This is a genomic window from Pedobacter sp. Leaf250 (genome assembly GCF_920984735.1).
In the GTDB taxonomy this organism is placed as follows: Bacteria; Bacteroidota; Bacteroidia; order Sphingobacteriales; family Sphingobacteriaceae; genus Pedobacter.
This window is the reverse complement of record NZ_CAKLBU010000010.1, coordinates 36,202-50,935: the sequence shown is the minus strand read 5'-3', so window position 1 is coordinate 50,935 and position 14,734 is coordinate 36,202. Positions and strand designations below refer to the sequence as shown.

The following is a 14,734-nucleotide window of genomic DNA, read 5'->3' as shown; positions in this document are numbered from 1 at the left end:
ATCCGCTACCGATTTTCTCCCTTAGTGACCAGATAACAATTAGGGCATTACCCATTATTAAGGACTTGGATCGATGGGTTGGAATCAGGTAATTGCTACAAACATAAAAAAAACAGAATGAAAGGCCCAACAAAATTCTTCATCGGTATTGATGTTTCAAAACCGTACTTCGACGTTTCTTTAATGACTGTTCTAAGCCATGTAAAACAGGGGGTTGAAACAGCTCGCTTTGAAAATACCAATCCTGGAATAAAGGTATTCGATAAATGGCTTAAGGCCCATGGGGTAACTATGGATGGGAACTCCCTTGTAGTGATCGAAAACACGGGCATTTATCATCGTCAGATCTGGTCTTTCTGCAGCAGAAAACATCTTCCGATCCACATTGGCAATGCAGCCCACATCAAGTGGAGCTTTGGTATAGCCAGAGGAAAGAATGATAAGATAGACAGTATTCGTCTATGTAATTACGCGTTCAAAGAATCGGATACTTTAACCGCTACAATGCCATTAAACCCTATCTTGTTACACCTTAAAGACTTTATATCTGCCAGGACAAAACTTCTCAAACAGATTACCAGCCTGAGGGTTTCCATTAAGGAACTGGGAAATGTAAATGAAAAAGCACATCAGAAAATCATTGAGAGATCACTAAAATCCGCCATTGACGGCATAGTTAAGTCCATCAGGAATATTGAGCAGGAGATAAAAAAAATAATAGAAGAAAACAATGCTTTCAAGAACAATTATAAGCTACTAATCAGCATACCCGGAATAGGACACGTAACTGCTGTATATCTTATCGGCTGTACAGCTACCTTTGCAGGTAGTCCCACCGGAAAACAACTTGCCTGTTATGCAGGCGTAGCTCCATTTGAGCATAGCAGTGGTATCAGCATAAAAGGCAAAACCAGGGTTCATAGAATGGCCAACAAGGAGCTAAAAAGATTGTTACATCTAGGAGCATTATCTGCTATACAGTATAACCAAGAAATCAAAAACTACTACAACAGAAAAAGGGATGAAGGAAAGCACGGCATGGCGGTTCTAAATGCGGTCAGAAACAAAATAGTACTTAGGGTAGCAGCTGTTATCAAAAACCAAACGGCATTTAAAAATAATTATAAAATAGCTGCATAGAACTTGTATTTATCATAACAATCATTTCGACCGCAGAGGAGAAATCTTTTAAATTGAGTGTTTTGATATAATGAATTACTCCCGATTATTTAAGAGCTTAATCTTAATCTTTTTGTAAATGAGCGTTATAGCTCATCGGTTAGCACAGTCCTGCCATTCGCTATAGCCCTCGTAGAAAAACTCGGGGCTGCCGCTGCTGTCAGGTTTATTAACGCAGATTGTGCCTCGAACCGTAAATGGCTGCATTTAGCCTGGCCTATTAAACAGGATTAAAAACTGTATCATTTTATTGGTTTATTAAAAGTTACTAACTCTTAATAAATATCAGGCCTGTTAGAGTTAGTAACTTACCAAATTTACTATTAAACCCGATAACTTAACATTAGCGGTGCCACATCTTTCAACGACCTTAAGATGCTTACCATTTTCGAAAATTTTATTGAAATTTTGCTATAATTCAAGCGATTAATACACCCAGAGTTAATTCGCAAAAAACAATTCGCAAAATAAAATTTGGCAGATGCTTTTTTTTAATATATTTGTCGACTAAATCTATAGATTTAATATAATTAACCATGATGAATATTACTCAAAACTTAAAACAGTGTTGTTGTTGCCCTTTAAGCAAGCAATTCAAAAATTTCCGAACGAGTTATTAATAACACATCTAAACCAAACATTTTAACACAATCATGAAAAAAACTTTATTTTTATTATTTTCAATAATCTTTTCGGCAGGTACTGTTTTCGCTCAAAATACAGTAACCGGTATAGTAAAAGGTTCAAATAATACCACCATCCCTGGAGCAACAATTACCGTTAGAGGTACAACTATTGCTATTACAAGTGATGCAAATGGTGCTTTTACCATCGATGCTAAACAACAACCGCCATTTTATATCAGAGTTAGTTATGTGGGTTATAAACCTCAAGATTTTCAGATTCTAAAATTACAGGAAACACCAATCGAACTTACATTGGTTGAAGATACTCAACTTGATGAAATTGTGGTAACTTCAAGAAGACGCTCCGAAGTATTGCAGGATGTGCCAATTCCAATTACAGTTATCGGTGGACAAGCTGCAGAAAATGCTGGTGCTTTTAACGTAAATCGTTTAAAAGAATTGGTTCCATCCGTACAGTTGTATGCCTCAAATGCTCGTAATACTACGCTAAATATTCGTGGTTTAGGTTCTACATTTGGTTTAACAAATGATGGTATCGACCCGGGAGTTGGATTTTATGTTGATGGAGTGTATCATGCCCGTCCGGCTGCAACTTCAACAGATTTCCTCGATATAGAACAAATAGAAGTAATTCGTGGTCCGCAAGGAACCTTATTTGGTAAGAATACTACAGCTGGCGCATTTAACATCACCACAACTAAACCTACACAAACTCCAACAGCCAAAGTGGAAATGAGTGTAGGAAATTATAATTTTCTTCAGGCAAAGGCATCGGTTTCTGGCGGTTTAGCCAAAAATCTGGCTGCAAAAATTTCCTTATCAGGGACGCAGCGTGATGGAACCATTTGGAATACAAAAGAAGAACGCCGTTATAGCGGACAAAACAATTTAGGTTTTAAAGGGCAACTATATTTCACACCATCCGATCGATTAAAGATTTTATTAAGTGGCGATGTGAGTGTACAACATCCGGCGGGATATCCATTGGTTATTGCTGGTGTAACGCCAACAGAAAGAAGTGCCTATCGTCAATATGCAACAATTGTATCTGCTCTCGGTTATCAACAACCAAAAATCGACCCATTCGCAAGGGAAATAAATACCAACACACCTTGGCGACACAATCAATCTATTGGTGGTGTATCGGTAAACGTAGATTATAAAATTGGAGGTGGAACCTTAACTTCAACAACGGCATGGAGATTTTGGAACTGGGACCCAACTAACGACAGAGATTTTTCGGAGTTAGCCGCTTTAACTAAATCGCAAGGTAACTCTCGTCACGACCAATACTCTCAAGAAATTAGATATGCGGGTAACATCAATGATAAATTAAGCGGTGTGATTGGCGTTTTTTTACTCGGACAGAATTTAAAAGGTTTAGATCAAACCGAAGAAACTGGTAAAGACCAATGGCGCTTCGTACAAACAAGTGCAACAGGTGCTCAAGCTTTATATTCTACCCCAGGCTTGTTAGATGGTTTTGGTATAAAAACAAATTCAACCATTAAATCCTTAAGTGCAGCTGTTTTCGGTCAAATAGATTGGGAAGTTGTTAAAAATCTCCACATTTTACCAGGTTTAAGATATACATACGATAAAAAGGATGTAGATTATAATAGAAATACTTATGGCGGTTTGCAAACAACCGACGCTGCATTGCTGGCGCTTAAAGCAGCAGTTTATGCCAACCAACAATTTACAACTGATGTAGATAATAACAATTTATCAGGAAATATCACCGTTTCATACCGTCCAACGCCTAAATTAAATGCTTATGCAACTTTCTCAACTGCTTACAAGCCAGTTGGTGTAAATGTTGGTGGTTTGCCAACAACCTCTATTGGTGCTGCAGATTTAACTTTGGCCGTTGTAAAACCCGAATATGTTGAACATTATGAATTGGGTTTAAAAACCAAACCTTTCAAAGGTGCAATTTTAAATGTAACGGCTTTTAATACTGATATTAAAGATTATCAAACCAATGTGCAATCGCCACAATTAGGTGTTAACAGAGGTTATTTGGCAAATGCCGAAAGGGTAAAAGTAAGAGGTTTCGAAATTGATGGAACTTATCAATTGGAAAGATTTCTAAACTTAAATGCGGCGTTATCTTATCTTGATGGCAAATATGTAACTTTTACAAACGCACCATTGCCACTAGAAGAAACAGGCCATACCGAATTGGTTAATGGTGTTGCCACGCAGGTTGCTTTTAAAGATGCCTCCGGAGGTAGATTGCCAGGGATATCAAAATACAATGTTTCTGGTGGTGCAGAATTAAGCACATCAGGAAATTTAGCTACAAAAGCAGGAAGATATTTTATTGCAGGTGATGTAAGTTATCGTTCTGATTATTCCTCAAACGCTACTCCATCAGCAGTTTTAAATGTTGCAGGTTACTCGTTATTTAATGCGAGATTAGGATTTAGGTCTGAAAAGTTTTCGGCATTTGTTTGGAGCAGAAATATTGGCAACAAAAACTATTTCGAGCAGTTGCAAGCAGCCGCAGGTAACTCTGGCTTATATGCTGGTGTACTCGGCGATCCAAGAACTTACGGAGCAACTTTAAGATTCTCGTTCTAAATTAAATTTTTCTCTCTTATATATTTGGTTAAAACGTCGGATTTTATTCGACGTTTTTTGTTAACTAAAACCTAGCAGGTTTTTATAACCTCCGAGGTTTTTTAATGGTCTGTAGATAAACCTTCAGGTCTATTTATCTTAGCCATTGTTTTTTCTACAAGCCAAACTGTATAAACCTTATAGAACGGAAAGCCCACATCCCGATTTATCGGGAGAGGACTTGAAGAGATAGAAGGACGGACGTTAAAATAAACTACTGCAATTGCTTTCCAAAACCTTTAAAAAAGATACTTGTCACAGCTTTGTTCAGAATTAAAATTTATAGAAAGCTGATAAAATCTTAACTTCGGTAAATTTTAAAACAAAATGAATAAGCTTAAGGCAGTTTGCGTGTATTGCGGCTCAAATTTTAATGGCGATGTGCAGTTACGCAAGGCGATAAAACAACTTGCAGAAACACTTGTGAAACAAGGCATTAGGTTGGTTTACGGTGGTGGAAGTGTAGGCGTTATGGGTGTTTTGGCAAACGATATCTTAGAAATGGGTGGTTTGGTTACTGGAGTAATTCCTCAATTTTTAATGGATAAGGAAGTTGGTCATAAAGGTGTAACAGAAATGATTATTACTGAAAATATGCATCAGAGGAAGCAAAAAATGGCCGATTTAAGCGATGGCTTCGTGATTCTTCCGGGTGGTTTTGGTACACTCGAAGAGTTTTTTGAAGTGCTTACCTGGTTACAATTGGGCTTGCACAATAAACCAATTGGAGTATTAAATGTTGGCGGTTTTTACGATCCGTTATTCGCTCAAATGGAAATGATGGTACAAAGTAAATTCCTAAAACCTGCCAACCGTGATTTAGTTTTTAATGAGGCGGATGCTGAAATTTTAATCGATAAAATGGATAACTTTTCTGCTGTGCCTGACGAAGTTTGGTTTAGAGAAAGAAATTTAATCTAAGAGCTTAACAAATAACTTTAAACAATTTTTAAACCGCTAAACGCAAAGCGATAAATACTTTACAATGCAAATTATTACTTCACACGCAGAATTTGAACAACATTTAGGCAAAGAATTGGGCGTTTCATCATGGCATACCATTACCCAGGAACAAATAAATAAATTTGCCGATGCTACACTGGATTATCAGTGGATTCATACCGATGAGGAAAGAGCAAAAAATGAAGGACCTTTTGGTGGTACAATTGCCCATGGTTACTTAACATTATCGTTAATTCCTTATTTATGGAAAGAAATTGTTGATATCCAAAACCTAAAAATGGAGATTAATTACGGTATTGAAAGTTTAAAATTTGCACAACCTGTTTTGGTAAATAGCAAAATTAGATTGAAGGCTAAGTTGGCTTCCATTGTTAATTTGCGTGGTGTTACTAAAGTGAATATGGGTATCGAAATGGAAATTGATGGTCAGAAGAAGCCTGCTTTTACAGGTGAAGTTGTTTTCTTGTACCACTTCATTGTTGCCTAAATGTTCTAATCTTTTTTAAATTTCTTTTTAATAAAGCCGCCAAGTGATTCATCCTCTAAATCTTCGAGCGTACTCAGTTCTAATTCTAACGCTTTGGTACTAATTTGAATTTCAATTAAGGAGATAATCAGCGAAAGCATAAATAATATTAAGCTTAGCGCAAAGAGGATTTCGGCAATAATATTCCATTCCAGATAGATAAAAAACATGCAGAACAGGCAAAGGCAAAAACTTAAAACGCCCAAAGCCTGCATGTTTTTTATCAACTTTAACCTATAACGTAGGTTTCTAATCTGATTTTGCAAGCCGATATTTTTCTCGCTTTCTTCATATTTTGATTTCAAACTCCTAACCAAAGCTGCCAATGCCAAAAACCGATTGGTGTAAGCCAGCATAATTAAGCTTATGGCAGGAAATAATAGTGCAGGGATATTTACGGTTAATTCCATTAAATGAGATTTATTCAAAATTATTATTTTAAATGGATATTTGTTTATTTAACCGCAAAGGGCGCAAAGTTTTTCGCTAAGAACGCAAAGTTGGGTTTAGGTTTCCAAGGATTTACCACAGAGTACACCGAGTTTTCACAGAGCACAACAGAGTTATCTGGATATTTACCTTTTCTCTACTATTTTGCTTCTACAATAAAGCCATTGTTTCCTTCTTTTTAAGGAGAGGGATTGCATTAAAAGAACAATTACCACTAACTTTAACAGGGTGAGGTTTTACACGCTAACCATCAAAAACTTTTTTAGTGACTCTTTATATTTTCGTTGTGCCCTTTTTGTTTAAATTCTTTGCGGACCTTGCGCTTTTTCTTAGTGCTCTTTGCGGTTAAATACAGGTGTATACCAGAAACCAATTTGGTCTCCACACTTTTATATAAAAATAAATTTAAATTGCCTCCATGAATATCGAATTCAACAAAAACGAAGACGTAAATAAGCAACTGGTTTATGAGCTAAAAACCAAACTTAATAAAATCTATCAAGGTGGTGGCGAGAAAAATGCTGCCAAGCAGAAAGAAAAAGGCAAACTTTTAGCTCGAGAACGAATCGCGTATTTGATTGATAAAAATTCTGAATTTTTAGAAGTTGGGGCTTTCACAGCCGATGGGATGTATGCGGAACAAGGTGGCTGTCCGTCGGCAGGCGTAGTTTGTGGAATAGGCTATGTTAGCGGTAGGCAATGTATGATTGTGGCTAATGATGCAACTGTTAAAGCTGGCGCATGGTTCCCTATGACGGCTAAGAAAAATCTGCGGGCTCAGGAAATTGCCATGGAAAACCGTTTACCTGTGATTTATTTGGTGGATAGTGCCGGCGTTTATCTACCTATGCAAGATGAAATTTTTCCTGATAAAGAACATTTTGGAAGGATGTTTCGCAATAACGCCATCATGTCTTCAGAAGGAATAGTACAAATTTCTGCAATTATGGGTGCTTGTGTAGCGGGTGGTGCATATTTACCAATTATGAGTGATGAAGCCATGATTGTTGATAAAACCGGCTCGGTATTTCTAGCAGGTTCTTATTTGGTGAAATCTGCCATTGGCGAAGAAGTTGATAATGAAACTTTGGGTGGTGCAACAACACATTGCGAAATTTCTGGAGTTACCGATTACAAACATCCTAATGATGAAGCTTGTTTGGATAGTATTCGTAACATTATGAGCATGTTGGGTGCGCCTCAAAATGCAGGGTTTGATAGAATTAAAGCTGCAAAACCTAAAGAAAGCGAAAATGAATTGTATGGTATTATCCCCGAAAATAGAGATAAACAATACGAAATTTTGGATATTATAAACCGTTTGGTTGATCAATCTGAATTTGAAGAATACAAGCAAGGTTACGGACAAAGTATTGTTTGTGGTTTAGGGCGTATAGATGGCTGGGCTGTCGGAATCGTTGCCAATCAACGTAAAGTTGTAAAATCGAAAAAAGGGGAGATGCAGTTCGGTGGCGTAATTTATTCTGACAGTGCCGATAAAGCCGCTCGTTTTATTATGAACTGCAACCAAAAGAAAATTCCATTGGTTTTCTTACAGGATGTAACAGGTTTTATGGTTGGAAGCCGCTCGGAACACGGAGGTATTATAAAAGACGGTGCTAAAATGGTCAATGCGGTTGCAAACTCTGTTGTGCCTAAATTTACAATCGTAATCGGCAATTCTTATGGTGCAGGTAATTATGCCATGTGTGGTAAAGCTTATGATCCACGTTTAATTTACGCCTGGCCAACGGCAAAAATTGCAGTAATGGGCGGATCACAAGCGGCGAAGACTTTATTGCAAATTCAGGAAGCATCTTTAAAGGCAAAAGGCGAAGTGATAACCCCTGAAAAAGAGGCCAAACTATTAAAAGAAATTTCGGATAGATATGATAGTCAAACTACACCATATTACGCTGCATCACGACTTTGGGTAGACGGAATTATCGATCCGCTGGAAACCAGAAAAGTGATTTCTATGGGTATTGAGGCTGCAAATCAATCGCCTATAACTAAGAAATTTAGTGTTGGTGTGATTCAGACATAGACTTTGTATGGTATGATATTTGGTAAGCATTTAAAAAAACCTAATCCAGCTAAATATGAAAAACCTAAAAAAAATCTCATGGTTATGTGTGTTTGCATTTCTATTTGCGATCCCATTTATTTCACCTGCTCAAACAACGAATAAAGAAACAGCCGAAACAATAAATGTAGCTGGAAGCAGTATAACCAAAACAATTGAAGCCACTGGTAATGAGGATATTAATATTTCTGGTAGCGATATTAATGTTACCATTACGGGGAATTGCAATACAATAACAGTTACTGGTGCGGCCATTAAAGTAAAGGCGCAAGGTGTAAAGTTAATAAGAGTTCAAGGTGCAGATTCAGGTGTCGTATACAAATCCAGTCCTAACAAAAATGGCAAGGCAATATCGAGTGTTTCAGGTGCCGATGCGTATGTAAGGAAAATTAAATAGCATGTAAATTAAGGTTAAGCATTTGAATAATCACAAGGTTCAAATGCTTAATTTTAACTCATGAAAATAGTTTATGCCATTCTCTTTTTTACTTCAATACAAACTAATCTTTTTGCACAAAATTTAAAGAATATTCATCAGAATGCGATTGTAATTGATACGCATGGCGATATTCTTTTCAATCAAATTAAATCGGGAATTGATATAGGTGAACTTCAGGCCAAAGGAAATTTCGATTTAATACGAGCAAAGCAAGGTGGTTTAGATGTACAGTTTTTTTCTATCTGGTGCGATGAAACCGGTGGTTATGCGCTTGCAAATCAGGAAATAGATTCGCTATATAGCTTAATTAAAAGATATCCAAATAAAATTCAGCTGATAAAAACTGCTATTGATTTGGAACAAGCAGTTAAGCAGAAAAAACTGGCCGCAATGATTGGTGTTGAAGGTGGCCACATGATAGAAAACCGCCTTGATTATATCGATAGTTTAGCCAACCGCGGAATGGCTTATCTAACCTTAACCTGGAACAACAGTACATCCTGGGCGAGTTCTGCCGCCGATGAAACATCAGGAAAAGTTAAACCAGCAAATGCAGGTTTAAACGCTTATGGTAAACAAGTTGTTCAACGTTTAAACAAGCTTGGTGTAATGGTCGATTTATCTCATGTAGGCGAAAAAACTTTTTACGATGCCATGATGGTAACTTCAAAACCCATAATTGTTTCGCACAGTTGTGCTTACAGTTTAAATCCTGTTCCGAGGAATTTAAAGGATGATCAAATTAAAGCTGTTGGGAAAAATGGTGGTGTGGTTTGCATCAACTTTTACAGTGGATTTTTAGATTCAACTTTTAATAGAAAACAAAAGGCCTTTTTCGCTAAATACGATAAGGAGTTAAAGTCACTGTCAATTAAGTATGGTAGAAGTAGTGCAATTGATACGCTAATTTCAAATCATCAGGCTGAAGCAGATGCCAATCGTCCACCAATTTCATTATTGATAAAACATATTAATTACGTGGTGAAATTAATTGGAATCGATCATGTTGGTTTAGGTGCCGATTTTGATGGTGCGGAATCTTTTCCACTAGGGATGAATAGTGTAGCTGACTACCCAAAAATAACAAAAGAATTATTGAAAAATGGATACTCGGAAACTGACATTAAGAAAATTCTGGGAGGAAATGTGATTAGGTTGATAAGGGAGAATAAGGGGAGTTAATAGTATAGTTTCAATTTTTGAGTTGAAAATAATTTGTATCTTTAAGCATTATTTTAATGAAAAATATCAAAGATGAATTACGAAATATCATTATCGGCGATGGATCAATTGGCAAGACAAGCCAACTCAAAAAAACACAAAATTTCCTTAGAGGAAATGAGGAAACAAGCCTCAGAATTAAAAAACAAAAGCATCTCAAAAGTGAAGAAGAAATAAGCTTAATTGATTTCGCTAAGCAAGAAAATCTTTTTTATGAGCCTGAAATATCAGAGCAAGAATTTATAAGTGCAGGTGCAGAACAAAGGGTTTATCTTTACAATGACTTTAGTGTTATCAAATTAAATGATTCAGTCTTTTATAAATACTGGATAGATTACTTCAATAGCCTATTAATTCATAACTATTTCTTTCAATCAACATCTTATTGTTTCTTAGGATTTAAACAAATAAATGGGCAACTTTTTGCTGTAGTAAAATAAGATTTCATCATTGCAAATGAGATTACTGATTTAGAAGCTGTGAAGAAGTTTCTCTCATTTAACAATTTTGACAACAATAGAAACCACGACTATATCAATAAAGAATTAGGGATTTTTTTTGAAGATTTGCATGATGAAAATGTCCTTTCAAATAATGGGATTATTTATTTTATAGATACAATATTTTATTTAACAGAGAACTTTTACAAATAATTAGATATTTTTTGCTCAGTTTAGTTTGAGTTGTTAATAAGTAAACTATGTTGACAATGCATATTTGCTAACAATTATTTAATGCAGTAAATTTGTGCTACAATTAATGAATTTCAAATACATAATATAATGTCACAAGAAAACGAACACGTTCAGTGTTTAATTATAGGTTCTGGTCCGGCGGGTTACACTGCAGCAATTTATGCGGCCAGAGCAGATTTAAAACCAATTATGTACACTGGTATGCAGGCTGGTGGCCAATTAACACAAACCACCGATGTAGAAAACTTCCCTGGTTACCCGCAAGGAATTATGGGTCCGGAAATGATGGAAGATTTCCGTAAGCAGGCAGAACGCTTCGGAACAGATATCCGTTTTGGGTATATCAGTTCAGTTGATTTTTCTTCGGCGCCGCACAAAGTTGTAGTTGATGAAATTAAAACCATTACTGCCGATACTGTAATTATTGCAACTGGTGCAACTGCAAAATGGTTGGGTTTACCAAGCGAGCAACAATATAATGGATTTGGTGTTTCAGCTTGTGCGGTTTGCGATGGTTTCTTTTTTAAAGGACAGGATGTGGCAATTGTTGGGGCTGGAGATACTGCTGCTGAAGAAGCCACGTATTTAGCTAAGCTTTGCAAAATGGTACATTTATTGGTTCGTCGTGATGAATTTAGAGCATCAAAAACGATGGTTGCCCGCGTTTTAGCAACGCCGAACATTGTAGTGCATTACAATACCGAAACTCAAGAGATTTTGGGTAACGGTAAAAACGTAACGGCTGTAAAAGTTTTGGATAATAAAACGAATATTACATCTGAAATTCCTGTTGAAGGCTTTTTCGTAGCCATCGGACATAAACCAAATACCGATATTTTCAAAGGTCAGTTAGATATGGATGAAACGGGATATTTGCTAACCAAACCTGGTACTACTTTAACCAATGTGGAAGGTGTTTTCGCTTCTGGCGATGTTCAGGATATGTACTATCGTCAGGCTGTAACAGCTGCGGGTTCTGGTTGTATGGCTGCATTAGATGCTGAAAGATATCTGGCTGCTAAAGAGCATCCGGTAGAGGCTTAAGCTTTACAATATTTATAAAAAAGAGAAACCAGTAATGATTTCTCTTTTTTTATGCCTAATCTCCAAATTTTCTCAAAACGCTTATTAATTTTCAGTTAAGATTTTGAAGTCAAACGGTTGATCTGTATTGTAACAAAAAAGTGAGATTAACGATTTGAATGTAATATCTATCTTGTATTAAAATAACCAATTCAATTATCCTAAAAACCCAAGCATGAACAAAGCATTATCGATTTTTATTGGAGTATTAATCAGTACAGGTGCATTTGCGCAGAGCGATCCCAATCTTGGAATCATACCTGCACCCGTTTCCATTATCCGAGCGAGTGGTAATTTTATTTTAGATAAAACAACTCTTTTGATTAATCAAAGCGTTGATGGCGCAAGATCTGCCGATTTATTGAATGCTTTCATTGTAAATAAAGCAGGTTTTGCTTTACGAGAAAGTAAGGTAAATCAACCCAACCAAAAAAGCATTGTATTAACATCAGCTGGATCGGATCAATTGCCGGCTGAAGGATATAAAATTAAAGTTACTCCGAATCAGATAACAATTACAGGTAAAGGAGCAGGATTATTTTATGGCGTTCAATCGGCCATGCAAATGATGCCAGAAAAAGTTGCGGATAAAATTACCATTCCTGCAGTAGATATTAACGATTACCCCCGCTTCGGTTACCGCGGAACAATGTTGGATGTTTGTCGTCATTTTTTTCCGATTTCATTTATCAAAAAGTATATCGATCAGTTGGCATATTATAAAATCAATACTTTCCACTGGCATTTAACTGATGATCAAGGCTGGAGATTGCAGATTAAAAAATATCCTAAGCTTACCCAAGTTGGTTCAACCCGCCCAGGCTCCGTTATTGGAAATTATCCAGGTAATGGAAACTATTTAACAGAAGTTAAGGGGTTTTATACGCAAGATGAAGCAAAAGATATTGTAAAATATGCAGCAGAACGATACATTACCGTAATCCCAGAAATTGAATTACCCGGACATGCATCTGCAGCCATTGCAGCATATCCTGAATTGAGCACATTTCCGAACCGTGATACTTTTATAAGCGATAAAACGCCTTGGGCTGGAACCAGGAAAGGTAAATTAGTACAACAAACCTGGGGTGTTTTTGATGATATTTTTACACCAACAGACAATACCTTCACCTTTCTAGAAAATGTTCTGGATGAAGTAATCGCTATTTTTCCTTCAAAATATATTCACATTGGAGGAGACGAAGCACCAAAAACTTATTGGAAAGAATCGCCTTTTTGCCAGGCTCTAATGAAAGAAAAAGGTTTAAAGGATGAACACGAATTACAAAGCTATTTTATTCAAAGAATTGAAAAACATGTAAATGAAAAGGGTAGATCTATCATTGGATGGGATGAGATTTTAGAAGGTGGTTTGGCACCCAATGCTACAGTGATGAGCTGGAGGGGAGAGGCCGGAGGAATTGCTGCCGCTCAACAAAACCACGATGTAATTATGACACCAGGTTCCATGGGTTTATATATTGATCACAAACAATCTAATTCGCCTGATGAACCTGTTACCATAGGTGGCTTTGCCCCTTATCAAAAAATATATGCTTACGATCCAATTCCTAAAGTATTAACGGCTGATCAGAGAAAATACATTAAAGGTGTGCAGGCCAATATGTGGACAGAATACATCAAAACTCCTGAAAAAGCTGAAAACCACGCCTTTCCACGTATAATGGCATTATCTGAAATTGCCTGGAGCCCGGTTGATCGTAAAGATTTGAAGAATTTTTCTGAAGAGCGTTTGCCTAAACATTTGGCTCGCTTAGATAAAATGAATATTAATTATTGGGTGCCAACACCAATCGGCCAAAGTGAAAAAGCATTAACCGGTGGCGATTTTACCATCGATTTAAAAGTTCCTGTAGTTGGTGGAAAAATTTATTATTCTCTGGATGGTTCACGTCCGTCAGAAAATGCATTTTTATATACAACGCCGATTAGAGTAACCGTTCCACAAGGTGAAAAACGTGTATTAACAACCATCGTTATCGCTCCTAGCGGAAAAAGAAGCGTAACTACAAAAACTACTTTAGATAATGGTGCACCAGCAGAAAAAACTGAAGCCAAGAAGTAAAAAACACCTTGCATTAAAATGCTAAATTCATTATTTTGGGAAATCAAATATCCCAAAAAATGAAATTAAACAATAACACCTGGCAGCATCTCTTTTTAATTACAGGGATGCTGTTTTGTTTTGCTTGCAATGAAGATAAACCCTCTGAAATCAAAGTTGAAACACCTGTAGTAACCAAAAATCCTTTTAAGTTTTACAAAGATATAGAGGTGAAGCCGGGATTAAATTTTGAAGTAGTCAGCTGGGGGAAGGGAGTTGATTCTATCGGAGGTTACCAGATTTTAATGTCAGATTCTGTTAATAAAAACTACAAATCGCAAGCTGTTGAGCGTTTAGGGATTATTACCGATGCCTGGAATATGGATTTGGATAATGATGGAAATCCAGAGATCTATGTTCAATTGTTAAATAAAAAAAATGTTGCAGATTTAAATGTTTTTGAATTTTCAGGTGGAGATTTTAACAAGATAAATTTTCCATCACTAAATACGAACCAAAAAAAAGGTTATGCTGGAAATGATAAATTTTTTATAAAAAATGGAGATTTATTGAGGTCATTTCCGGTTGAGGATTCAGCAGATTCTACAAAGAAAATATCTAAAACTTATCAATACAGTTTAAGAGGAAATACTTTTTCTAGTATTGAATTGAAAGACAAATAAGAATAATCAATTCAATTCAGGTTATCAGTAAAATAACCGTAGATTAAAGATCATAATCCTGAATTTATTTCA

At 36.4% G+C, this 14,734-nt stretch carries 12 protein-coding genes and 1 pseudogene; 12 read left to right on the top strand and 1 reads right to left on the bottom strand.

Annotated elements, in window-relative coordinates:
* The first annotated feature begins 117 nt into the window (after positions 1-117).
* From LUA91_RS10810 to LUA91_RS10795, 4 genes are all read left to right on the top strand, one after another.
* Positions 118-1,140, top strand: a complete 1,023-nt coding sequence (locus tag LUA91_RS10810; RefSeq protein WP_231426057.1) for an IS110 family transposase — start codon at positions 118-120, stop codon at positions 1,138-1,140.
* Between the two features lie 692 nt (positions 1,141-1,832).
* Positions 1,833-4,412: a TonB-dependent receptor gene (locus tag LUA91_RS10805; protein ID WP_231426056.1), complete on the top strand. Its 2,580-nt coding sequence runs from the start codon at positions 1,833-1,835 to the stop codon at positions 4,410-4,412.
* 366 nt (positions 4,413-4,778) lie between these two features.
* On the top strand, positions 4,779-5,372 hold the full coding sequence (locus tag LUA91_RS10800) for a TIGR00730 family Rossman fold protein (protein ID WP_231426055.1): 594 nt from the start codon (positions 4,779-4,781) through the stop codon (positions 5,370-5,372).
* Between the two features lie 64 nt (positions 5,373-5,436).
* Positions 5,437-5,901, top strand: coding sequence for a MaoC family dehydratase (locus LUA91_RS10795; protein WP_231426054.1), 465 nt, complete (start codon positions 5,437-5,439; stop codon positions 5,899-5,901).
* Positions 5,902-5,906: 5 nt separating this feature from the next.
* Here LUA91_RS10795 and LUA91_RS10790 read toward each other — a convergent pair whose 3' ends face one another.
* Positions 5,907-6,350 (bottom strand): DUF2721 domain-containing protein, encoded by a 444-nt coding sequence (locus LUA91_RS10790; RefSeq protein WP_231426053.1) that lies wholly within the window; start codon positions 6,348-6,350, stop codon positions 5,907-5,909.
* A 3-nt stretch (positions 6,351-6,353) separates the two neighbouring features.
* Between LUA91_RS10790 and LUA91_RS10785 the strand changes: the two genes are divergently transcribed.
* The 8 genes and pseudogenes from LUA91_RS10785 to LUA91_RS10750 all read left to right on the top strand — a co-directional run bounded on the left by LUA91_RS10785 (position 6,354) and on the right by LUA91_RS10750 (position 14,662).
* Positions 6,354-6,572: a hypothetical protein gene (locus tag LUA91_RS10785; protein WP_231426052.1), complete on the top strand. Its 219-nt coding sequence runs from the start codon at positions 6,354-6,356 to the stop codon at positions 6,570-6,572.
* Positions 6,573-6,808: 236 nt separating this feature from the next.
* The gene (locus LUA91_RS10780; RefSeq protein WP_231426051.1) at positions 6,809-8,437 is read left to right on the top strand and encodes an acyl-CoA carboxylase subunit beta; all 1,629 of its coding nucleotides are present in this window, start codon (positions 6,809-6,811) and stop codon (positions 8,435-8,437) included.
* 55 nt (positions 8,438-8,492) lie between these two features.
* A complete protein-coding gene (locus LUA91_RS10775; protein ID WP_231426050.1) occupies positions 8,493-8,873 on the top strand; it encodes a DUF3060 domain-containing protein in 381 nt (126 codons plus the stop codon).
* Between the two features lie 60 nt (positions 8,874-8,933).
* Positions 8,934-10,097 carry a dipeptidase gene (locus LUA91_RS10770; protein ID WP_231426049.1) on the top strand — a complete coding sequence of 388 codons (1,164 nt, stop codon included), beginning with the start codon at positions 8,934-8,936 and terminating at the stop codon, positions 10,095-10,097.
* Positions 10,098-10,153: 56 nt separating this feature from the next.
* Positions 10,154-10,789: pseudogene (locus LUA91_RS10765) on the top strand (hypothetical protein).
* A 129-nt stretch (positions 10,790-10,918) separates the two neighbouring features.
* A complete protein-coding gene (trxB, locus tag LUA91_RS10760) occupies positions 10,919-11,875 on the top strand; it encodes a thioredoxin-disulfide reductase (RefSeq protein ID WP_231426048.1) in 957 nt (318 codons plus the stop codon).
* Between the two features lie 214 nt (positions 11,876-12,089).
* On the top strand, positions 12,090-14,000 hold the full coding sequence (locus LUA91_RS10755; protein ID WP_231426047.1) for a beta-N-acetylhexosaminidase: 1,911 nt from the start codon (positions 12,090-12,092) through the stop codon (positions 13,998-14,000).
* 59 nt (positions 14,001-14,059) lie between these two features.
* On the top strand, positions 14,060-14,662 hold the full coding sequence (locus tag LUA91_RS10750; protein WP_231426046.1) for a hypothetical protein: 603 nt from the start codon (positions 14,060-14,062) through the stop codon (positions 14,660-14,662).
* The last annotated feature ends 72 nt before the right edge of the window (positions 14,663-14,734 follow it).